This is a genomic window from Pseudomonas sp. 300 (assembly GCF_055803035.1).
Genome location: NZ_JAVLRV010000001.1, coordinates 955,523 through 976,855, shown reverse-complemented (window position 1 = coordinate 976,855; position 21,333 = coordinate 955,523). Strand labels below are relative to the sequence as shown.

Genomic DNA, 21,333 nt, shown 5'->3' with positions numbered 1-21,333 from the left:
TTGTTTCGAAGTATTTTGCACAACGCTCAGAGCACATCCCGACTTTTAAGATTGACCCGGCAACTTTATTTCGTTTGCCCGGCACCACTGCTCACGGCTTAGATAAAAAGAAGTATCCCTTCTTCAGAGTCGGTCATCCATGAGCAGCGAAACCATCAGCCAGTCGATCAACATCGTGCACCCCGTCACTCTCAGCCATGGCAAAAATGCCGAGGTCTGGGACACCGAGGGCAAACGCTACATCGACTTTGTCGGCGGCATCGGCGTGCTGAACCTTGGCCATTGCCACCCGCGCATCGTCGAGGCCATTCGCGAACAAGCCACCCGGCTGACGCACTACGCGTTCAACGCCGCCCCGCATGTGCCCTATCTCGAACTCATGGAGCGACTGACCGCGTTCATTCCGGTGGATTACCCGGTCAGCGGCATGCTCACCAACAGCGGCGCGGAAGCGGCGGAAAACGCCCTGAAGATCGTCCGTGGCGCGACCGGTCGCACGGCCGTCATCGCTTTCGACGGCGCCTTCCACGGTCGCACCCTTGCCACCCTCAACCTCAATGGCAAAGTCGCGCCTTACAAGCAGAAAGTCGGCGTGCTGCCCGGTCCGGTGTTCCACTTGCCCTACCCGAGCAAGGACAACGGCGTGACCTGCGCCGAAGCGTTGAAGGCGATGGATCGGCTGTTCAGCGTCGAGATCGATGTCGACGACGTGGCATGTTTTATCGTCGAACCGGTGCAGGGCGAAGCGGGCTTCCTGGCGATGGACGTGGCGTTCGCACAGGCCTTGCGCAAGTTCTGTGATGAAAAGAACATCCTGCTGATCGCCGATGAAATCCAGTCCGGTTTCGGCCGCACCGGCCAGCGGTTTGCGTTCTCGCGACTGGGTATCGAACCCGACCTGATCCTGCTGGCCAAAAGCATCGCCGGCGGCGTACCGCTGGGTGCGGTGGTTGGGCGCAAGACACTGCTCGACACCTTGCCCAAGGGCGGACTGGGCGGCACTTACTCGGGCAATCCGATCGCTTGCGCCGCTGCGTTGGCGACGCTGGATGAAATGACCGACGCCAACCTGCACGCGTGGGGCGTGCAACAGGAAGAAGCGATTGTCAGTCGCTACGACGCCTGGCGCGCCAACAGGATTTCACCCTTTCTCGGACGGCTGACCGGTGTGGGTGCCATGCGCGGCATCGAACTGGCCCATGCCGACGGTACACCGGCCCCGGCGCAGTTGACCCAACTGCTGGCCCTGGCACGCGAGGCGGGATTGCTGCTGATGCCCAGCGGCAAGTCGCGCCATATCATTCGGCTGCTGGCGCCATTGACCACCGAGGCCACCGTACTGGAGGAAGGTCTGGACATCCTCGAGGTGTGTCTGAAGAAACTAGTCTGAACTTAAAGCCCATGCAGTCCCTGTGGGAGCTAGCAGGCTAGCTCCCACAGGCGCTTGTGTTGGCCGCACTTTCTGTGGGCACAAAAAAACCGGCCGAAGCCGGTTTTTTCATTTCAACGCTCTCAGAACTTGGCGTTCTGCAGGTCGTCCAGATAACGCTCGGCATCCAGTGCAGCCATGCAGCCAGCACCGGCCGAGGTGATCGCCTGACGGTAAACGTGGTCAGCCACGTCGCCGGCCGCGAAGATGCCTTCGATGTTAGTCGCGGTAGCGTTGCCTTCACGGCCGCCCTGCACAACCAGATAGCCGTCTTTCAACGTCAGCTGGCCTTCGAACAACGAGGTGTTCGGGGTGTGGCCGATGGCAATGAACACGCCGTCGACTTTCAGCTCGTCGAAGCTGCCATCGTTGTTCTTCAGGCGAGCACCGGTCACGCCCATGTTGTCGCCCAGGACTTCGTCCAGGTTCGAGTTCAGTTTCAGGATGATCTTGCCTTCGGCAACGCGGGCATTGAGCTTGTCGATCAGGATCTTCTCGGCGCGGAAAGTCTCGCGACGGTGGATCAGGGTCACGGTGCTGGCGATGTTGGCCAGGTACAGCGCTTCTTCGACAGCGGTGTTACCGCCACCGACCACGGCCACTGGCTTGTTGCGATAGAAGAAACCGTCGCAGGTCGCGCAGGCCGAAACGCCTTTGCCCATGAACGCTTCTTCCGATGGCAGGCCCAGGTAGCGAGCGCTGGCGCCGGTGGCGATGATCAGGGCGTCGCAGGTGTACGTCGCGCTGTCACCGGTCAGGGTGTACGGCTTGGCAGCGAAGTCCACGGCATTGATGTGATCGAAAACGATCTCGGTTTCAAAGCGCTCGGCGTGCTCACGCATCCGCTCCATCAACGCCGGGCCGGTCAGACCGTGGACGTCGCCCGGCCAGTTATCGACTTCGGTGGTGGTGGTCAGTTGACCGCCGGCTTGCATGCCGGTAATCAGCAAAGGCTTGAGGTTGGCACGGGCGGCATAGACCGCGGCGCTGTAACCGGCAGGGCCGGAACCGAGAATAATCACTCGCGAATGACGGACTTCAGACATGACCTGCTCCTGTTGACCGGCCCGAAACACCTGGCGCGGAACGCCGGGTTGCCGGCGGGAATAAAAAAGGACTGTTGAAAGCACTTGGGGAAGGCTTGAACTCGACAGTCCTGTAAAAAGATTGGGTGCAGCGTATCGAGGGGGCGAAGATTAAGGAAATACGGTTTAACAATCCAGCTCATAGGCGGTCTCTATCCGATTGCAGCCTATATATAGGCGCCTTTGTTACAGTTGATGTCGATACTGCGACCGCGCTTTCGCCCTTCAGGCAAAGCCGGTAAGGTCGGCGCGTTTCCCCTCTGCTCGGAGCACGATATGCCCGCCCCTGTTCTGTCCGGCCCGCAATACCTGCGCGAAGGCCTCAAGCTGGTCCTCAGCCCCAGCCTGCGTTTGTTCGTGTTGCTGCCGCTGGCGATCAATCTGGTGCTGTTCGTCGGATTGATCTATCTGGCCGGCCATCAATTCAGCCTGTGGGTCGATACGCTGATGCCGTCCCTGCCCGACTGGCTGAGTTTTCTCAGTTATGTCCTGTGGCCGATTTTCGTGGTGCTGGTGGTGTTGATGGTGTTCTTCACCTTCACCATGCTGGCCAACATCATCGCCGCGCCGTTCAACGGCTTTCTCGCGGAGAAAGTCGAAGTGGTGGTGCGTGGCACCGATGACTTCCCGGCGTTCAGTTGGGGCGAACTGATCGCCATGGTCCCGCGCACCCTGGCTCGGGAGATGCGCAAGCTCGGCTACTTCCTGCCGCGGGCGATCGGGCTGTTCATCCTCTCGTTCATCCCCGTGGTAAACATCATCGCCGCGCCGCTGTGGCTGCTGTTCGGGGTGTGGATGATGGCGATCCAGTACATCGACTACCCGGCGGACAACCACAAGCTGGGCTGGAACGAAATGCTTGCCTGGCTGCGCGAGAAGCGCTGGCAGAGCATGAGTTTTGGCGGCAGTGTTTACCTGGTGCTGCTGATTCCGGTGGTCAACATTCTGATGATGCCGGCGGCCGTGGCGGGAGCGACGTTGTTCTGGGTGCGTGAGCGCGGTGCAGAGAATCTGGTGACGCAACGCTGAGCCGGTCATAAATCCATCATCAAAACGCCACAACGACGACATGGCCTCAGCCGACACTGAGGTCATGACGACAGCTCTGCATATCACCCTGATCACCGAAACCTTCCCTCCCGAAATCAACGGCGTGGCCAATACCCTTGGCCGCTTGTGCGACGGTTTGCGCGCGCGCGGCCATCAGGTAGAACTGGTGCGGCCGCGGCAAGGTTGCGATCAACAGCTGGGCAGCGACGATGGGTTGCTGCTGTGTCGGGGCTGGCCGCTGCCAGGGTATCCAGGTTTGCAATGGGGTCAGTCGTCGATGCACAAGCTGTTGCGACGCTGGAAGCGCCAGCGCCCGGACGTGCTGTACATCGCCACGGAAGGGCCACTGGGATTGTCCGCGTTGCGTGCAGCACGGCGCCTGGGCATTTCGGTGGTCAGCGGCTTTCACACCAATTTCCAGCAATACTCCAATCAGTACGGGCTCGGCTTGCTCACGCGCCTGCTGACCCACTACCTGCGCTGGTTTCACAATCGTTCGACCCTGACCCTGGTGCCAAGTGTCAGCCAGCGACTGGAGCTCGAGCGGCGGCATTTCGAGCGGCTGGCATTGCTTTCCCGTGGGGTCGACAGTCAGTTGTTCCACCCGACCAAACGCCTGCAATCGTTGCGTGAACAATGGGGCCTGGGTGAGAAGGACATCGCTGTCATCCACGTAGGACGCCTGGCACCGGAGAAGAATCTTGGTTTGCTCAAACGCTGTTTCGACACGCTGAAAGCAACTTATCCACAGCGAAACTTAAAACTGATCATCGTCGGTGACGGTCCGCAACGAGTGGCTCTGGAGCAGGAACTGCCCGAGGCGATTTTCTGTGGCGCACAGCGCGGCGAAGCCTTGGCCAGCCACTATGCGTCAGGGGATGTGTTTTTGTTTCCGAGCATGACCGAAACGTTCGGCAATGTGGTGCTTGAAGCGCTCGCTTCAGGGTTGGGCGTAGTGGCCTACGATCAGGCTGCGGCGGCTCAGCATATACGCCATGGCTACAACGGCGTGCTGGCGATGCCGGGGGATGAGGAAGCGTTCAACGATGCCGCAGTGTGGCTGCTGGAGGAGCGCGAAACCTTGCGCTGCATAAGGCTCAATGCGCGCCAGCATGCAAGTCGGCAGGGGTGGGCCGCGATTATCGAGCAGTTTGAGGGGCAATTGCGCGGGGCTTGTGTTGGGGAGGCGGTGGTGCCGAATGCACCCACCTTGCCCTGAGCCCAGGGTGACATTGAGTCATTCATCGCCAGCAGGCTGGCTCCCACAGGGGGTCTGCGCTGTACACAGAAGATGTGGGAGCCAGCCTGCTGGCGATGGGGCCTTGCCAGTCGCCGCTTAGACCAAGGTCATCAACGCCTCACGGCTGAACGGCAGGATGTCTTCTTCACGACCGTCGCGCACTTTCTGCGCCCAGTCCGGGTCCACCAGCAGCGCACGCCCTACCGCCACCAGATCGAACTCGTCGTTGTTCAAACGCTCCAGCAGTTTTTCCAGGCTGGCCGGCTGCGCGATCTTGTCGGTGTTGACCATGAACTGCAGGAACTCGCCATCCAGGCCGACGCTGCCAACGGTGATGGTCGGCTTGCCGGTCAGCTTGCGGGTCCAGCCGGCCAGGTTCAGTTCGGAACCGTCGAACTCCGGCTCCCAGAAACGGCGCGTCGAGCAGTGGAAAATGTCCACGCCGGCGTCGGACAACGGCTTGAGGAATTCGCCCAAGGCCTCCGGGGTTTGCACCAGACGCGCGGTATAGTCCTGCTGCTTCCACTGGGAGAAACGGAAGATGATCGGGAAACCTTCGCCGACGGCTGCACGCACGGCCTGGATCAGTTCGATGGCAAAACGCGAACGATTGGCCAGGTCGCCGCCGTATTCATCGGTGCGCTGGTTGGTGCCTTCCCAGAAGAACTGATCCACGAGGTAGCCGTGGGCGCCGTGGATTTCCACACCGTCCATGCCGATGCTCTGGGCATCCTTGGCGGCCTGGGCGAACGCGGCGATCACGTCCTGGATATCCTGCTTGGTCATGCCGTGCACCACGACCTGGCCGTCCTTCAGTTTTTCCGACGGACCGTAACCCGGCACGCTGGCATCCGGCTCGGTGCCGATGCGACGCACGCTGCCGACATGCCACAGTTGCGGCACGATCTTGCCGCCTTCGGCGTGCACCGCGTCGACGACTTTCTTCCAGCCGGCCAGCGCGTCTTCACCGTAGAAATGCGGCACGTTCGGGTAGCCGTTGGAGGCTTTGTGACCGACGGTGGTGCCTTCGGTGATGATCAAACCAACGCCGGCGGCGGCGCGACGACGGTAGTACTCGACCACTTTGGAGTTAGGTACGCCACCCGGCGAGAACGAGCGGGTCATCGGCGCCATGACGACACGGGTAGGCAGTTCGAGGGTGCCGAGGTGGAACGGTTTGAACAGGGCTTTGACAGGCATGGGACGCTCCACGGGAATAGACTTTATGACGGCGATAATATGGAGAGTCCGTCGCAATGAACAGCACTATTGATTGCAGTGATTAAGATCTAAAAGTCACACGAAACTGCAGGAGCCAGCAAGCCGGCTCCTGCAATAGGGAATCAGCTCAGGGCTTTTTCGATCGCCTGAATGACGCTCGGATCATCCGGCGCCGTACGCGGCGAGAATCGCGCCAATACACGGCCGTCCTTGCCGAGCAGGAATTTTTCGAAGTTCCAGGTGATGTCACCCGGAAACTCAGCACCCTCGCCTGCCAGCAGGCGATACAACTGATGACGTTCATGACCGTTGACTTCCAGCTTGCTGGACAACGGAAAGGTCACGCCATAGTTGAGGCTGCAGAATTCCTGGATCTCCTGCTCGGTGCCTGGTTCTTGCCCGGCAAACTGGTTGCACGGCAAGCCCAGCACGCTGAAGCCTTTACCTTTGTATTGCTGGTAGAGGTTTTCCAGCGCCGCGTATTGTGGGGTCAAGCCACATTTGGAGGCGACGTTGACCACCAGCACGACGTGCCCCTTGAAGGGTGCCAGAGGTAGCTCCTGACCATCCAGGGCTGTTAATTTAAGGTCGTGAAAAGCACTCATGACGAACTCCAGATTCCCGTGTTCTTCTCGAAACAGCCACTTGGCGGCGCCGCCAGGGACAGCCGCGGACTAAAAAGGCGCCCTCGGGCGCCTCTCCAGTTATCTGAGCTTAGCGCAGAAAATCAGTGGTGATGGCCACCTTCGCCATGGACGTGACCATGAGCGATTTCTTCCTGGCTGGCATCACGGATGTCGATGATCTTGACCTGGAAGTTCAGGCGCTGACCGGCCAACGGGTGGTTGCCGTCGACGGTGACATCGTCGCCGTCCAGGTCGCGAATGGTCACGATCTGCATCTGGCCGTCCGGCGCGGAAGCGTGGAACTGCATGCCCACTTCCAGTTCGTCGACGCCTTCGAACATGCTGCGGCTCAAAGTGCTGACCAGTTCAGCAGCGTATTCGCCGTAGGCATCTTCAGGTTCAACGGCTACGGTCAGCTCGTCGCCGACTGCTTTGCCTTCCAGAGCCTTTTCCAGGCCAGGGATGATGTTGCCTGCACCTTGCAGGTAGACCAGCGGCGCGCCGCCGGCGGAGCTGTCGATGACCTCACCAGCGTCGTTGGTCAGGGTATAGTCGATGGAGACAGCCTTATTGGCGGCGATCAGCATGGGGCGAGACCTTTTGCATAAGAATTTAGAAAGGCCAAGTTTAGCGAAGCAATCGTCCGAAAGCGAACACAACCCGGACAGACGGAATGCAGCGCCAGGCTCAACGGTCACCGGTTTTCATCAGGACGAGGACGGGCATTGGGTGGCCGAGCTTTCCTGCGGCCACACGCAACACCTGCGCCACCAGCCGCCGTGGCAATCACGCGCCTGGGTCATGGACCCACTGCGGCGTCATGAAAAAATAGGTCAACCCTTTGATTGCGGGTGGTGCGCACAAGGCTCGGTTAGCGATAACCTTGGCGACTGAATTTCGGTAGATCGTCAGTTATAGATGATCGCCTTTGCCATGCACCCTTAGAGAATCCGCATGCAAACTTTTTTTATCGCACCCACCGATTTTGGTGTGGGTCTGACCTCCATCAGCCTCGGGCTGGTGCGTACACTTGAGCGGGCCGGCCTCAAAGTCGGCTTTTTCAAACCGATCGCCCAGCCCCATCCGGGCGACACCGGGCCGGAGCGCTCCACCGAACTGGTGGCGCGCACCCACGGCTTGAAACCGCCTCAACCGCTGGGCCTGGCCCATGTAGAGCGCATGCTGGGCGACGGTCAGCTCGATGAGTTGCTCGAAGAAATCATCACGCTCTATCAGCAAGCGGCCATTGGCAAGGACGTGCTGATCGTCGAAGGCATGGTCCCGACCCGCAGCGCCAGTTACGCCGCGCGGGTCAATCTGCATTTGGCCAAGAGCCTCGACGCCGACGTGATCCTGGTCTCGGCGCCGGAAAACGAAGTGCTGACCGAGCTCTCCGGCCGCGTGGAATTGCAGGCGCAATTGTTTGGCGGTCCGAAAGATCCGAAAGTCCTCGGCGTGATCCTCAACAAGGTCAAGACCGACGAGAGCATGGAGGCCTTCGCCTCGCGCCTGAAGGAGCATTCGCCGTTGCTGCGCAGTGGTGATTTCCGCTTGCTCGGTTGCATCCCGTTCCAGCCGGAACTGAACGCGCCGCGCACCCGCGACGTGGCCGACCTGATGGGCGCGCAAATCCTCAATGCCGGCGATTACGAAACCCGGCGCATGACCAAAATCATCATCTGCGCCCGCACCATGCGCAACACCGTGGAGCTGCTCAAGCCCGGCGTACTCGTGGTGACACCCGGCGATCGCGACGACATCATCCTCGCCGTCAGCCTCGCCGCCATGAACGGCGTGCCATTGGCCGGCCTGTTGTTGACCAGCGACACCCTGCCCGACCCGCGCATCATGGACTTGTGCCGTGGCGCGTTGCAGGCCGGTTTGCCGGTGTTGTCGGTGAGCACCGGTTCCTACGAGACCGCCAACCAGTTGAACGGGTTGAACAAGGAAATCCCGATCGACGACCGCGAGCGTGCGGAGATCATTACCGACTTCGTCGCCAGCCATCTCGATGCCAACTGGCTGCACCAGCGCTGCGGCACGCCACGGGAAATGCGCCTGTCGCCGGCGGTGTTCCGTTATCAACTGATCCAGCGCGCCCAGGCCGCCAACAAACGCATCGTGTTACCCGAAGGCAGCGAGCCGCTGACCGTACAAGCGGCGGCGATCTGTCAGGCGCGCGGCATTGCCCGTTGCGTGTTGCTGGCGAAACCGGCGGACGTCGAAGCCGTGGCCCGTGCCCACGATATCGAGCTGCCGCCAGGTCTGGAAATTCTCGATCCGGACCTGATTCGCGAACGCTACGTCGAGCCAATGGTTGCCTTGCGCAAAAGCAAAAGCCTCAATGCGCCGATGGCCGAGCAGCAACTGGAAGACACCGTGGTGATCGGCACGATGATGCTGGCGCTGGATGAAGTCGACGGCCTGGTGTCCGGGGTCATTCACTCCACCGCCAACACCATCCGCCCGGCCTTGCAGCTGATTAAAACAGCGCCGGGCTGCACCCTGGTGTCGTCGGTGTTCTTCATGCTGTTTCCCGAAGAGGTGCTGGTCTACGGCGACTGCGTGATGAACCCGCACCCGAGTGCCAGCGAACTGGCCGAGATCGCCCTGCAAAGCGCCGACTCGGCCGCCGCATTCGGCATTACCCCGCGCGTGGCGATGATCAGCTATTCCAGTGGTGAGTCGGCCAGCGGTGAAGAAGTCGAGAAGGTGCGCGAGGCGACCTTGCTCGCCCACGAACAACAGCACTCACTGCTGATCGACGGCCCGTTGCAATACGACGCCGCCGCCAACGAAACCGTCGCCCGGCAACTGGCGCCGAACAGTCAGGTGGCCGGACGTGCCACAGTGTTCGTGTTCCCCGACCTGAACACCGGCAACACCACGCACAAAGCCGTGCAGCGCAGTGCCGATTGCGTCAGCCTTGGGCCGATGCTGCAAGGCCTGCGCAAACCGGTGAACGACCTGCCGCGCGGCGCGCAAGTCGATGACATCGTGTACACCATCGCGTTGACCGCGATTCAAGCTGCCAACCGACCTCTGGATCTTTAAATGCTGGATTTCCTGCCTGCCGCCGTGCGCGGCGTGATTGCATCGTTGTTGCTGGCGTTGAATACAATTTTGCTCTGCTCGTTTCTGTTCTGCGTGGCGATTTTCAAGGTGTTGCCGTTTGCCCTCACCCAGCGTTTCACGCGCTGGTTGATGAGCCATACCCATGAAGCCTGGATCAGCAACAACAAGGCCTGGATGAACCTGGTCTGCCGCACGCGCTGGCACCTCAGCGGCCTCGAAGGCCTGGACTACCAGCACTCGTACCTGATCACCAGCAACCACCAGAGCTGGGTCGACATCATGGTGTTGCAATACGTGCTCAACCGGCGCATCCAGCCGTTGAAGTTCTTTCTCAAGCAAGAGCTGATCTGGGTGCCGGTGATTGGTCTGGCGTGGTGGGCGTTGGGCTTTCCGTTCATGAAGCGCTACTCCAAGGCCTACCTGGAAAAACACCCGGAGAAGAAAGGCAAGGATCTGGAAACCACCCGCAGGACCTGCGCAAAATTTCGCAATAACCCGGTGGGGATTTTCAATTTCGTTGAAGGCACACGCTTCACCGAGGGCAAGCACGCGCAACAGAAATCACCGTTCAAGTATCTGCTCAAACCCAAGGCCGGTGGCATCGCGTTTGTGCTGGATGCGATGGGTGAGCAGCTGGAGTCGATCGTCAACGTGACCATTCACTACCCGGGCGGGCGTCCGGGGTACTGGGATTTGCTCTGCGGAAACGTTGCGGACGTGGTGGTGCATTTTCAGGAGCTGAAGATTCCGCCGCAGTTCATTGGCAAGAATTACGACCAGGATGGAGAGTATCGCTTGCAGTTTCAGGGCTGGATCAATCAGCTTTGGGAAGACAAGGATGCGTTGCTGGAGCAGATGCATCGGGAGTATCCCGATAAACACTGACCTACTGTGGGAGCCAGCCTGCTGGCGATAGCGGGTTCACATTCAGCAGATTTATTACCTGAATCACCGCAATCGCTAGCAGGCTAGCTCCCACAGTTGACCGAGTTGACCCACAAAAAAACCCGCCGATGATCACTCATCGGCGGGTTTTTTATTAACGGCTAAAAGCGCTTAGATCGCGCCACGCTGACGCAGCAGATCCAGCACTTGCTTGACGCTTTCTTCCAGCGACAGCGACTGGGTGTCGACCACGAGGTCGGCGTCCAGTGGCACGTCGTACGGGAAGGAATCGCCAGGAATGTTATCCCCGGCCGCCGCGTACAAACCTTGCGGATCTCGCTCGGCGCAGACCGTCGGCGAGGCCTGGACGTAGACCGTCAGCAAACGCTCTTTGCCGATCAGTTCCCTGGCTTGCTCACGACCTTCAGCACTCGGCGCAACAAACGCAGCGAGGGTCAGCAGACCGGCCTCGTTGAACTGACGCGCAACGTGCGCGGCACGGCGCCAGTTCTCGGTACGCCCGGAGCGATCCTGTGGCAGACCTTTGTTCAGGTCATGACGCAGGTTCTGGCCATCGAGCACAAACACCGCGCGGCCCAGGTCGAACAACTTGCGTTCAACCGCATAAGCCAGGGTGCTTTTGCCCGCGCCCGACAAACCGCTGAACAACACGGTAGCCGGCTGCTGGCCGAAACGCTGAGCGCGCTCTTCGGTGGCAACGTGAGCCAGTTTGCCGTGGTGCGTGCTGCTGCCATGCGCCAACGGCTGAGCGATGATCATGCCGGCCGCAACGGTGCCGTTGGTCAAGCGGTCGATGACGATGAACGAACCAGTGGTGCGGTTGCTCGCGTAACCGTCCAGCGCGATGGCCGCGTCGAGGCTGACCTTGACCCGACCGATTTCGTTGAGGTTCAACGAACTGGCCGGACCTTCTTCCAGAGTGTTCACGTCAACGCGGTTGACGATGCTGGTGATCGAACCCGGCACGTACGTCGTGGCGCGTTTGATGTCGTATTTCTTGCCCGGCAACATCGGTTCTTCGGCCATCCACACCAGCATGGCGTCGAAGGCGTCAGTCACCTGCGGCAGGTTGTCGGCGTGCACCAGCAAGTCGCCGCGGGAGATGTCGATCTCGTCTTCCATGGTCAGCGTTACCGCCTGACCCGGACCTGCGTGTTCCAGTTCACCTTCGAAGGTGACGATGGATTTCACGCGGCTGCTCTTGCCCGACGGCAGCACCACGACTTCGTCGCCCTTGTGCACGACGCCGCTGGCCAGGGTGCCGGCGAAACCACGGAAGTTCAAGTTCGGACGGTTGACGTACTGCACCGGGAAACGCAGGTCGGTGTAGTTGCGGTCGCTGGCGATCTCGACGGTCTCGAGAATTTCCATCAGCGACTGGCCGGTGTACCACGGCGAGCGCTCGGACTTGTTCACCACGTTGTCGCCCTTCAGCGCCGACATCGGCACGAAGGCCATGGTGGTCGGTTTGAAGGCGATGCCTTCGGCGAACTTCAGGTAATCGGCCTTGATCGACTCGAACACTGTTTCGTCGAAACCGTTGAGGTCCATTTTGTTGATGGCGACCACGATGTGCTTGATGCCGAGCAACGAGGCGATGAAGCTGTGGCGACGGGTCTGGGTCTGCACGCCGTAACGGGCGTCGACCAGGATGATCGCCAGGTCACAGGTGGACGCACCGGTGGCCATGTTGCGGGTGTACTGCTCATGGCCAGGGGTGTCGGCGATGATGAATTTGCGTTTGGCGGTGGAGAAATAGCGGTAGGCAACATCAATGGTGATGCCCTGCTCACGCTCGGCCTGCAGGCCGTCGACCAGCAATGCCAGGTCGATGTCTTCGCCGGTGGTGCCGACTTTTTTCGAGTCGCGGGTAATGGCTTCCAGGTGATCTTCGTAGATCATCTTGGAGTCGTGCAGCAGGCGCCCGATCAGGGTGCTCTTGCCGTCGTCGACGTTGCCACAGGTCAGGAAACGCAGCATTTCCTTGCGTTCGTGCTGGCCCAGGTAGGCGAGGATGTCCTCGCTGATCAAATCAGATACGTGCGACATGACAACCCCTTAGAAATAACCCTGACGTTTCTTTTCTTCCATCGAGCCTGCGCCATCGTGGTCGATGACCCGGCCCTGGCGTTCGGAAGTTCGCGTCAGGAGCATTTCCTGAATGATGTCGGTCAGGCTGGTGGCCTCGGACTCGACCGCACCGGTCAGCGGGTAGTCGCCGAGCGTACGGAAACGGACCTTCTTCTTGACGATGCGCGCCTTGTCTTCGTCGCTCAGGTGATTGAGCAGGCGTTCGTCGTCGATCATGATCCAGGTGCCATTCATCTCGATGACGTCGCGCTCGGCGGCGAAATACAGCGGCACAATCGGGATGCCTTCGAGATAGATGTACTGCCAGATGTCCAGTTCGGTCCAGTTCGACAACGGGAAAACGCGGATCGACTCACCCTTGTTGACGTTGCCGTTGTAGACGTTCCACAACTCTGGACGCTGGTTTTTCGGGTCCCAGCGGTGCTTGGTGTCGCGGAAGGAATACACGCGCTCTTTGGCACGGGATTTTTCTTCATCGCGACGAGCGCCACCGAAAGCGGCATCGAAACCGTACTTGTCGAGAGCCTGTTTCAGGCCTTCGGTTTTCATGATGTCGGTGTGCTTGGCACTGCCGTGGGTCAGCGGGTTGATGCCCTGCGCGACGCCATCGGGGTTCACGTGCACCAGCAGGTCCAGGCCGAGTTCTTCGACCATGCGGTCGCGGAACGCGTACATTTCCTTGAACTTCCACCGGGTGTCGACGTGCATCACCGGGAACGGCAACTTGCCCGGGAAGAATGCCTTGCGCGCAAGGTGCAGCATCACGGCGGAGTCTTTACCGACGGAGTACAGCATCACCGGGTTATCGAACTCGGCGGCGACCTCGCGGATGATGTGGATGCTTTCGGCCTCCAGCTGTTTCAGATGCGTCAGTTTGTCGACCATGGCTACTCACGAAAACGATCTTATGGACGGCCAGCGGGCCGTGTTCGAGCGAGGAATCCTAGCACAGCGTCCTCTTCTAATCAGGACGCGAGCTAGATCGAAAGGGTATATGAATATACCCCCTCGTTAGGGCGGTCAGGCCCCTGTGGGAGCGAGCCTGCTCGCGATTGCGGTGTATCTGTCACATCAATGTCGCTTGTGATGCAGTCATCGCGAACAGGCTCGCTCGCACATTTTATGTATGGTGTTAATCAAATCGGATTCGGGCAATCGATGAAGATGTGCTCCAGGGCAAACCGTCGTGCCAGGTAATCCCCCAGTGCCTGCACACCGTAGCGCTCGGTGGCGTGGTGACCGGCGGCGATGAAGCTGATGTCGTTTTCCCGGGCGCTGTGGAAGGTTTGCTCGGACGCTTCACCGCTGAGGTACAGATCGACGCCCGCCAAAACCGCCTGATCGATGTAACCCTGACCACCACCGGTGCACCAGCCGACCCGACGAATCATCTCGCCGCCTTCAATCAACAATGGCTCGCGCCCCATGACTTCCTGCACGCGGCGAGCGAAATCACGCGGCGTCACCGGTTCGTTCAGAGAGCCCACCAGACCGACAATTTTAAGGTTCTCCGGATCGAGCGGGCCTTCGACGGTGATGTCCAGTTGACGTGCGAGCTGCACGTTGTTGCCGACTTCCGGATGCAGATCCAGTGGCAGATGGTAAGACAGCAGGCTGATGTCGTGCTTGAGCAGGGTTTTCAACCGACGCTGCTTCATACCGGTGATGCACGGGTTCTCGCCCTTCCAGAAATAACCGTGATGCACCAGCACCAGATCGGCCTGGGCTTCGACGGCCGCGTCCAGCAACGCCTGGCTGGCGGTGACGCCACTGACGATGCGCATCACCTGCGGCCGACCTTCGACCTGTAACCCGTTGGGACAATAATCGGCAATCTTTGCACTGTTCAGGTAACGGTCGGCTTCTTCGACCAGGGTGCTCAGGGCGACGGCCATAAAAGACTCCTAAATATCCCGTTCAGAGGCGCGCGCGGCCTCGTATAATGCGCGACATTATGGGCGGTCTCTAACCGCCTGCAACCTCTCAGGACGTGCTTAATGCTCAAGGCGCTGCGTTTTTCCGGCTGGCCGCTGTTGGCCGGCGTGCTTATCGCTCTGTTGATCATCCAGCGTTACCCGCAGTGGGTCGGGCTCCCGAGCCTCGACGTCAACCTGCAGCAAGCCCCGCAAACCACCACCATGCAACAGGGTCCGGTGTCCTATGCCGACGCGGTGACCACGGCAGCACCGTCGGTGGTGAACCTGTACACCACCAAAGTCATCAACAAGCCAAACCATCCGTTGTTCGAAGACCCGCAGTTCCGCCGCTTCTTCGGCGACAACTCGCCCAAGCAGAAGCGCATGGAATCGAGCCTCGGCTCCGGGGTGATCATGAGCCCGGAAGGTTACCTGCTGACCAACAACCACGTGACCAGCGGCGCCGACCAGATTGTCGTCGCCTTGAAGGACGGCCGTGAAACCCTGGCCCGCGTGATCGGCAGCGACCCGGAAACCGACCTCGCCGTCCTGAAGATCGATCTGAAAAACCTGCCGTCGATCACCGTCGGCCGTTCGGACAACATCCGCATCGGCGACGTCGCGCTGGCCATCGGCAACCCGTTCGGCGTCGGCCAGACCGTGACCATGGGCATCATCAGCGCCACAGGCCGTAATCAGCTGGGCCTGAACAACTACGAAGATTTCATCCAGACCGACGCCGCGATCAACCCCGGCAACTCCGGCGGCGCGCTGGTGGACGCCAATGGCAACCTGACCGGGATCAACACCGCGATCTTCTCCAAGTCCGGCGGCTCGCAAGGCATCGGTTTCGCGATCCCGGTCAAATTGGCGATGGAAGTGATGAAGTCGATCATCGAACACGGCCAGGTGATTCGCGGCTGGCTCGGTATCGAAGTGCAGCCGTTGACCCAGGAACTGGCCGAATCGTTCGGTTTGTCGGGACGTCCGGGCATTGTGGTCGCGGGGATATTCCGTGACGGTCCGGCGCAGAAGGCCGGTTTGCAATTGGGCGACGTGATTCTCGCCATCGACGGCGAACCGGCCGGTGATGGTCGTCGCTCGATGAACCAGGTCGCACGGATCAAGCCGACCGACAAAGTCACGATTCAGGTAATGCGCAACGGCAAAGAACTGAAGCTCACCGCTGAAATTGGCTTGCGCCCGCCACCCGCGCCCGCGAAGGAAAAAGAAGAGGAATAAAAGCGCTAGCCCGAGCCATGCGGGCTAACAGCAGACATTCTCATTAGACATGTTATATTGTTTCAATATCACTATTGGAACAACATAACATGTCGTCTCGAACAATGGTTTCTGTGGCAAGTCTTGCCTTTGGCCTGCTCGCAGATCCGGTCTTCGCCGAAGACTCCAGCCCGCTCGAGCTGGACGCCATCAGCGTCACCTCCGACTACGAATCACCCACCGGCCCGGTCAAAGGCTACCGCGCCACTCGCTCCTCCAGCGCGACTAAAACCGACACGGCCCTTCGCGACACCCCGCAATCGATCAGTGTGATTCCCGCCAGCGTGCTCAAGGACCTCGGCAGCAACAACGTCGAGCGCGCATTGGATTTTGCCGGCGGCGTATCGAAGCAGAACAACTTCGGCGGCCTGACGCTTTACGAATACAGCGTGCGTGGCTTCACCACCTCCGAGTTCTACAAGGACGGGTTCAGTGCCAATCGTGGTTACCCCAGCACACCGGACGTGGCCAACATCGAGCGCATCGAAGTGCTCAAAGGTCCGGCCGCCAGTCTTTATGGCCGTGGTGATCCGGGCGGTACAGTAAACATCGTCACCAAGAAACCGCAGCCAGAAACCTTCACCACGTTGCAGACCAGCGCCGGCAGTCGGGATCGTTATCGCACCGCGCTGGACGTCAATACACCGCTGGATGACGACGGCAATGTGCTGTCCCGCGTCAACCTGGCGGTCGAGGACAACCACAGTTTTCGCGATCATGTTGAGAGCCAGCGCGTGTTCATCGCGCCCTCCTTCAGTTGGCAACTGAACCCTGACACGCATTTGCTGGTGGAGAGCGAACTCGTCCGTCACCGCTCGACGTTCGACCGTGGCATCGTCGCCCCGAACAACTCATGGAGCGGCGTTTCGCGCTCAACCTTCCTCGGCGAACCCAATGACGACGACATCGACAACCACAACAACAGTCTGCAGGCCGCTCTTGAACATCACCTCAACGATGGTTGGAAGCTGCGTCTGGCCAGCCATTACAAAGAAGGCAAACTCTGGGGCTTCGCCTCCGAGACGCGGCCGCTGAATGCCAACGGGCACACGGTCAATCGACGCTACCGCGAGCGTGACAATGATTGGCACGACAGCATCACCCAGCTCGAATTGCGGGGTCTGTTCGACCTCGGGAGCTGGCAGCACGAACTGCTGATCGGCAGCGAATACGAGAACTACCGCAAGAACGAACGGGTGACCACGATTGCCGGCGGTGCCTACGCCATCGACATTTATCAGCCGGTCTACGGCCAACCGAAGCCCAACGGCGCTCGCTCAGGCACGGACTTTTTCGAGCATGTCGAAAGCCAGGCGCTGAACGTGCAGGACCAGATTGTCTTCACCGACAAACTACGCGGCCTGCTCGGTGCGCGCGTCGAACATTTCCAACAAAGCATCGACGATCACACGCGCGGAGCGACCAGTCGCAAGAGGCACGACGCGCTGACTCAACGGGCCGGCTTGCTCTACCAACTGACGCCTGAAGTCGGTGTGTTCGCCAACGCTTCCACCTCGTTCAAACCGAACAACGGCCTGGACGCAGCCGGCAAATCCTTCGATCCGGAAGAAGGTGTGGGCTATGAAATCGGGATCAAGAGCGAGCTGTTCGACAATCGCCTGAGCAGTACCCTCGCCGCTTTTCAGATCGACAAGGAAAACGTGCTGGCCCTCGATCCGGGCACCGACTCCAGTCGCGCCATGGGCAAGGCGCGTAGCCAGGGTTTTGATCTGCAAGTCACCGGACAAGTGAGCGACGCCGTGCGGGTGATCGGTGCGTTTGCCTACATCGACGCCGAAGTTACCAAGGGCGACAAGGTCACGCCGGCCGGTAGCCGCATCCTCGGCGTGGCCAGGCGCAGCGGCAGCCTGCTGGGGGTTTATGAATTTCAGGAGGGCCGTTTGCGCGGGTCAGACCTCGGTGCGGCATTCACTTATGTCGGCGATCGCTCGGGTGAAACCGGCACTGATTTTGAACTGCCGGCTTACCACACCGTTGACCTGCTGGCCCATTACAAGGCCACCCAAAACGTCACCGTGGGCCTGAACCTGAACAACCTTTTCGACGAGAAATACTTCGAGCGCTCTTACAGCAACTACTGGGTCAATCCCGGCGAACCGCGCAATTTCACCGTCAGCCTGACACTCAAACTGTAAAAGGAAGTCACCATGCACCCTCTCAAACCCTTGGCACTACTCGGCTTGCTCTTCGCCACTGAAGTCTCGGCCCATGGCCTGTGGACCGAACAACGCCGCGGCAACATCGAAGTGGTTTACGGCCACGGCGCCGAGGACAACGCCTTCAAACCGGAAAAGATCAGCGGCGCCTGGGCCTATGACGTCAGCGGCAAAATGATCCCGGTGACCGTGCAACGCCTCGCTGACCACGCACGCCTGCAACCGCTGAAACCGCCGGCCGTTATGGCCGTGGCGCTAAACAATGGAATGTGGTCGCAGACTGCCGATAAAAAGTGGATCAACGAAGGACGCAGTAAAGTACCGGGCGCAATCGAGTCGATCCAGACGTTCAAGTACAGCCTGGCGATCTACCAACCGGGGGCGAGATTGCCGTCACTTGATCAGATGAAACTGCTGATTTTGCCGGAGGTTGATCCGTTGACGGTCGGGGCGGGCAAATCGTTGCCGGTTCGCGTGCTACTGGATGGCAAGCCCGTGGCGGGGGTGAAGTTGACGGGCGACTACCGCAGCGCGCCGAATACGTTGAGCACGGAAACCGACGCGCAGGGGCGGGCTCAGGTGTTGGTGCGTAATGAAGGGTTGAATGTGATTGCGGCGCAGGTGGAAGTCCCGGTGAAGGACAGTGCTGACGTGAGTAGTCGGGGATTGTTCAGTTCGCTGACGTTCCTGGGCGAGCCACATCACGAGTAGGACACCGATTCTGCGGTGAATCGTTCGTCGGCAAGCCGGCGCCTACAGGATTTGTGTCGATCACGGCCGTTGTGGACGACACAATTCTCTGTAGGCGCTGGTGGCTTGCCAGCGAAAGCGTTTTACAGGTCGCCGAGCCCGTCGATCAGTGCCTGGTTCTGCTCAGGCGTGCCGATGGAAATCCGCAGGAACTGCGCAATCCGCTCTTGCTTGAAGTGCCGAACGATAACGCCCTGCTCGCGCAGCTTCGCCGCCAGCCCCGCCGCATCGTGCTGCGGGTGACGGGCGAAAATGAAGTTCGCCGCCGACGGCAGCACTTCAAAGCCTTTCGCCTGCAATTGCGTGATCACCCATTCACGGTTTTCGATCACCAGACGGCAGGTCTTGTCGAAGTACTCACGATCATCGAACGCTGCCGCAGCACCGACATTTGCCATGCGATCCAGGGGATAGGAGTTGAAGCTGTTCTTGATCCGCTCCAGCGCCTCGATCAGGTCCGGATGCCCCACTGCCAGACCGACCCGCAGACCGGCCAGCGAACGGGACTTGGACAAGGTCTGGGTCACCAGCAAATTCGGATATCGGTCCACCAGACTGATCGCCGTCTCGCCTCCAAAGTCGATGTAAGCCTCATCCACCACGACCACCGAATCCGGGCTGGCCTTGAGGAGTTGCTCGACTGCGTCCAGCGCCAGCAGGCAACCGGTCGGGGCGTTCGGGTTCGGGAAGATGATCCCGCCGTTCGGCTTGGCGTAATCAGTCGGGTTGATCTGGAACTGTTCGTCCAGCGGCACCGCGTCGAACGTGATGCCATACAGCCCGCAGTAGACCGGGTAGAAGCTGTAGCTGATGTCCGGGAACAGCAACGGTTTATCGTGTTGCAGCAAACCGTGAAAGATGTGCGCCAGGACTTCATCGGAACCGTTGCCGAGGAACACCTGATTGCCCTGCACGCCGTAATACCTGGCCACCGCTTGCTTGAGCACATCACTGTTCGGGTCCGGGTACAGACGCAGGTTGTCATTCAGTTCGGCCTGCATCGCCGCCAAGGCTTTGGGCGACGGGCCGTACGGGTTTTCATTGGTGTTGAGCTTCACCAGTTTCGTCAGCTTCGGCTGCTCGCCCGGCACGTAAGGCACCAGATTCTTGACGAAGGGGCTCCAGAATTTACTCATGTTCAGTTTCCCTGCCCTTGTGGAAAATCTTCGTCAACGATGCGGTATTCGGCGCTGCGAGCGTGCGCGGTCAGCGACTCGCCACGGGCCAGCACGGAAGCGGTCTTGCCCAGGTCGGATGCCCCCTGCTCGGAGCAGAAGATGATCGACGAGCGTTTCTGGAAGTCATAAACACCCAGCGGCGAGGAGAATCGCGCGGTGCCGGAAGTCGGCAATACGTGGTTCGGGCCGGCGCAGTAATCGCCCAAGGCCTCGGACGTGTGACGGCCCATGAAGATTGCGCCAGCGTGGCGGATCTGCGGCAACCACGCTTGCGGATCGGCGACCGACAACTCCAGGTGCTCCGGTGCGATGCGGTTGGCCACTTCGATGGCTTGTTCCATATCGCGCACCTGAATCAGCGCACCACGGCCATTGATCGAGGTTTCAATGATCTCGGCGCGCTCCATGGTCGGCAACAGTTTGGCGATGCTGGCGGCGACCTTGTCGAGGAACCCGGCGTCCGGGCTGACCAGAATCGCCTGGGCATCTTCGTCATGCTCGGCCTGAGAGAACAAGTCCATCGCGATCCAGTCCGGATCGGTCTGGCCGTCGCAGACGACGAGGATTTCCGACGGGCCGGCGATCATGTCGATGCCGACCTGGCCGAACACGTGGCGCTTGGCGGTGGCGACATAGATGTTGCCCGGGCCGACCACTTTATCGACCTTCGGCACGCTTTCGGTGCCATAAGCCAACGCGGCAACGGCTTGTGCGCCACCGATGGTGAAGACACGGTCAACGCCGGCGATGCAGGCTGCGGCCAACACCAGTTCGTTGATTTCACCACGCGGGGTCGGCACCACCATGACCACTTCGGTCACGCCCGCCACTTTGGCCGGGATCGCGTTCATCAGTACGGACGACGGATACGACGCCTTACCGCCCGGGACATAAAGACCGGCGCGATCCAGCGGCGTGACCTTCTGGCCCAGCACGGTGCCATCGGCCTCGGTGTAGCTCCAGGAATCCTGTTTCTGCTTTTCGTGGTAACTGCGCACGCGGGCCGCGGCTTTTTCCAGCGCTTCACGCTGCGGCACGGTGATCCGGGTCAGCGCCAGTTCCAGGCGTTCACGCGGCAGGATCAGGTCGGCCATCGAAGCGACTTGCAGGCCGTCGAATTTCTGGGTGAATTCCACCAGCGCCGCATCACCACGCTCGCGCACGGCTTTGATGATGTCCAGCACCCGCTGATTGACCGAGTCGTCAGACACACTTTCCCAGCTCAGCAGATGATCCAGATGATGTGCGAAATCCGGGTCAGCAGCGTTGAGTCGGCGAATTGCAGTCGGTGCGGTCATAGCGAGAGCC

General features: G+C 60.1%; 18 protein-coding genes. 9 read left to right on the top strand and 9 right to left on the bottom strand.

The window, feature by feature from the left end:
• Positions 1-139: 139 nt before the first annotated feature.
• Positions 140-1,390: a 2-aminoadipate transaminase gene (locus Q7W83_RS04420; protein ID WP_150654416.1), complete on the top strand. Its 1,251-nt coding sequence runs from the start codon at positions 140-142 to the stop codon at positions 1,388-1,390.
• Positions 1,391-1,512: 122 nt separating this feature from the next.
• On the opposite strand, the gene trxB is transcribed toward Q7W83_RS04420, so the two are convergent.
• A complete protein-coding gene (gene trxB / locus Q7W83_RS04415; RefSeq protein ID WP_150639274.1) occupies positions 1,513-2,475 on the bottom strand; it encodes a thioredoxin-disulfide reductase in 963 nt (320 codons plus the stop codon).
• 315 nt (positions 2,476-2,790) lie between these two features.
• On the opposite strand from trxB, the gene cysZ reads away from it, so the two are divergent.
• On the top strand, positions 2,791-3,543 hold the full coding sequence (gene cysZ, locus Q7W83_RS04410; protein WP_150633278.1) for a sulfate transporter CysZ: 753 nt from the start codon (positions 2,791-2,793) through the stop codon (positions 3,541-3,543).
• Between the two features lie 40 nt (positions 3,544-3,583).
• A complete protein-coding gene (locus Q7W83_RS04405; protein ID WP_473655716.1) occupies positions 3,584-4,783 on the top strand; it encodes a glycosyltransferase family 4 protein in 1,200 nt (399 codons plus the stop codon).
• Positions 4,784-4,900: 117 nt separating this feature from the next.
• On the opposite strand, the gene Q7W83_RS04400 is transcribed toward Q7W83_RS04405, so the two are convergent.
• From Q7W83_RS04400 to Q7W83_RS04390, 3 genes are all read right to left on the bottom strand, one after another.
• Entirely contained in the window at positions 4,901-6,004 is a 1,104-nt protein-coding gene (locus Q7W83_RS04400) for an NADH:flavin oxidoreductase (protein ID WP_150639277.1), read from the bottom strand.
• A 143-nt stretch (positions 6,005-6,147) separates the two neighbouring features.
• Positions 6,148-6,630: a glutathione peroxidase gene (locus Q7W83_RS04395; RefSeq protein ID WP_150633275.1), complete on the bottom strand. Its 483-nt coding sequence runs from the start codon at positions 6,628-6,630 to the stop codon at positions 6,148-6,150.
• 122 nt (positions 6,631-6,752) lie between these two features.
• Entirely contained in the window at positions 6,753-7,238 is a 486-nt protein-coding gene (locus Q7W83_RS04390) for an FKBP-type peptidyl-prolyl cis-trans isomerase (protein WP_007901600.1), read from the bottom strand.
• On the opposite strand from Q7W83_RS04390, the gene Q7W83_RS04385 reads away from it, so the two are divergent.
• The 3 genes from Q7W83_RS04385 to Q7W83_RS04375 are packed head-to-tail and all read left to right on the top strand — an operon-like array spanning position 7,207 to position 10,611.
• Positions 7,207-7,545 (top strand): DUF3565 domain-containing protein, encoded by a 339-nt coding sequence (locus Q7W83_RS04385; protein WP_473655715.1) that lies wholly within the window; start codon positions 7,207-7,209, stop codon positions 7,543-7,545. The two genes, Q7W83_RS04390 and Q7W83_RS04385, sit on opposite strands and share 32 nt — an antisense overlap.
• A 60-nt stretch (positions 7,546-7,605) precedes the next feature.
• Positions 7,606-9,705 (top strand): phosphate acetyltransferase, encoded by a 2,100-nt coding sequence (gene pta, locus Q7W83_RS04380; protein WP_150633273.1) that lies wholly within the window; start codon positions 7,606-7,608, stop codon positions 9,703-9,705.
• Positions 9,706-10,611, top strand: a complete 906-nt coding sequence (locus tag Q7W83_RS04375) for an acyltransferase (protein ID WP_150639280.1) — start codon at positions 9,706-9,708, stop codon at positions 10,609-10,611.
• Between the two features lie 171 nt (positions 10,612-10,782).
• Here Q7W83_RS04375 and cysN read toward each other — a convergent pair whose 3' ends face one another.
• The 3 genes from cysN to Q7W83_RS04360 all read right to left on the bottom strand — a co-directional run bounded on the left by cysN (position 10,783) and on the right by Q7W83_RS04360 (position 14,618).
• Positions 10,783-12,681 carry a sulfate adenylyltransferase subunit CysN gene (gene cysN / locus Q7W83_RS04370; RefSeq protein ID WP_458377912.1) on the bottom strand — a complete coding sequence of 633 codons (1,899 nt, stop codon included), beginning with the start codon at positions 12,679-12,681 and terminating at the stop codon, positions 10,783-10,785.
• Between the two features lie 9 nt (positions 12,682-12,690).
• Positions 12,691-13,608, bottom strand: coding sequence for a sulfate adenylyltransferase subunit CysD (gene cysD, locus Q7W83_RS04365; RefSeq protein WP_010463281.1), 918 nt, complete (start codon positions 13,606-13,608; stop codon positions 12,691-12,693).
• A gap of 251 nt (positions 13,609-13,859) precedes the next feature.
• Positions 13,860-14,618, bottom strand: a complete 759-nt coding sequence (locus Q7W83_RS04360; RefSeq protein ID WP_458377913.1) for a Nif3-like dinuclear metal center hexameric protein — start codon at positions 14,616-14,618, stop codon at positions 13,860-13,862.
• 102 nt (positions 14,619-14,720) lie between these two features.
• Between Q7W83_RS04360 and algW the strand changes: the two genes are divergently transcribed.
• From algW to Q7W83_RS04345, 3 genes are all read left to right on the top strand, one after another.
• On the top strand, positions 14,721-15,881 hold the full coding sequence (gene algW / locus Q7W83_RS04355; RefSeq protein ID WP_150633269.1) for a Do family serine endopeptidase AlgW: 1,161 nt from the start codon (positions 14,721-14,723) through the stop codon (positions 15,879-15,881).
• An 89-nt stretch (positions 15,882-15,970) separates the two neighbouring features.
• Positions 15,971-18,076, top strand: a complete 2,106-nt coding sequence (locus tag Q7W83_RS04350) for a TonB-dependent siderophore receptor (protein ID WP_473655714.1) — start codon at positions 15,971-15,973, stop codon at positions 18,074-18,076.
• A gap of 12 nt (positions 18,077-18,088) precedes the next feature.
• Positions 18,089-18,808, top strand: a complete 720-nt coding sequence (locus Q7W83_RS04345; protein ID WP_150633267.1) for a DUF4198 domain-containing protein — start codon at positions 18,089-18,091, stop codon at positions 18,806-18,808.
• A 122-nt stretch (positions 18,809-18,930) separates the two neighbouring features.
• Here Q7W83_RS04345 and hisC read toward each other — a convergent pair whose 3' ends face one another.
• The gene (gene hisC, locus Q7W83_RS04340; RefSeq protein WP_473655713.1) at positions 18,931-19,983 is read right to left on the bottom strand and encodes a histidinol-phosphate transaminase; all 1,053 of its coding nucleotides are present in this window, start codon (positions 19,981-19,983) and stop codon (positions 18,931-18,933) included.
• 2 nt (positions 19,984-19,985) lie between these two features.
• On the bottom strand, positions 19,986-21,323 hold the full coding sequence (hisD, locus tag Q7W83_RS04335) for a histidinol dehydrogenase (RefSeq protein WP_150633265.1): 1,338 nt from the start codon (positions 21,321-21,323) through the stop codon (positions 19,986-19,988).
• Positions 21,324-21,333: the final 10 nt, after the last annotated feature.

Bases quoted from the DNA above. Each gene is read 5' to 3' on its own strand.
- Q7W83_RS04420 (WP_150654416.1), top strand. From the start codon at position 140: ATGAGCAGCGAAACCATCAGCCAGTCGATCAACATCGTGCACCCCGTC.
- trxB (WP_150639274.1), bottom strand. From the start codon at position 2,475: ATGTCTGAAGTCCGTCATTCGCGAGTGATTATTCTCGGTTCCGGCCCT.
- cysZ (WP_150633278.1), top strand. From the start codon at position 2,791: ATGCCCGCCCCTGTTCTGTCCGGCCCGCAATACCTGCGCGAAGGCCTC.
- Q7W83_RS04405 (WP_473655716.1), top strand. From the start codon at position 3,584: ATGGCCTCAGCCGACACTGAGGTCATGACGACAGCTCTGCATATCACC.
- Q7W83_RS04400 (WP_150639277.1), bottom strand. From the start codon at position 6,004: ATGCCTGTCAAAGCCCTGTTCAAACCGTTCCACCTCGGCACCCTCGAA.
- Q7W83_RS04395 (WP_150633275.1), bottom strand. From the start codon at position 6,630: ATGAGTGCTTTTCACGACCTTAAATTAACAGCCCTGGATGGTCAGGAG.
- Q7W83_RS04385 (WP_473655715.1), top strand. From the start codon at position 7,207: ATGGAGACAGCCTTATTGGCGGCGATCAGCATGGGGCGAGACCTTTTG.
- Q7W83_RS04390 (WP_007901600.1), bottom strand. From the start codon at position 7,238: ATGCTGATCGCCGCCAATAAGGCTGTCTCCATCGACTATACCCTGACC.
- pta (WP_150633273.1), top strand. From the start codon at position 7,606: ATGCAAACTTTTTTTATCGCACCCACCGATTTTGGTGTGGGTCTGACC.
- Q7W83_RS04375 (WP_150639280.1), top strand. From the start codon at position 9,706: ATGCTGGATTTCCTGCCTGCCGCCGTGCGCGGCGTGATTGCATCGTTG.
- cysN (WP_458377912.1), bottom strand. From the start codon at position 12,681: ATGTCGCACGTATCTGATTTGATCAGCGAGGACATCCTCGCCTACCTG.
- cysD (WP_010463281.1), bottom strand. From the start codon at position 13,608: ATGGTCGACAAACTGACGCATCTGAAACAGCTGGAGGCCGAAAGCATC.
- Q7W83_RS04360 (WP_458377913.1), bottom strand. From the start codon at position 14,618: ATGGCCGTCGCCCTGAGCACCCTGGTCGAAGAAGCCGACCGTTACCTG.
- algW (WP_150633269.1), top strand. From the start codon at position 14,721: ATGCTCAAGGCGCTGCGTTTTTCCGGCTGGCCGCTGTTGGCCGGCGTG.
- Q7W83_RS04350 (WP_473655714.1), top strand. From the start codon at position 15,971: ATGTCGTCTCGAACAATGGTTTCTGTGGCAAGTCTTGCCTTTGGCCTG.
- Q7W83_RS04345 (WP_150633267.1), top strand. From the start codon at position 18,089: ATGCACCCTCTCAAACCCTTGGCACTACTCGGCTTGCTCTTCGCCACT.
- hisC (WP_473655713.1), bottom strand. From the start codon at position 19,983: ATGAGTAAATTCTGGAGCCCCTTCGTCAAGAATCTGGTGCCTTACGTG.
- hisD (WP_150633265.1), bottom strand. From the start codon at position 21,323: ATGACCGCACCGACTGCAATTCGCCGACTCAACGCTGCTGACCCGGAT.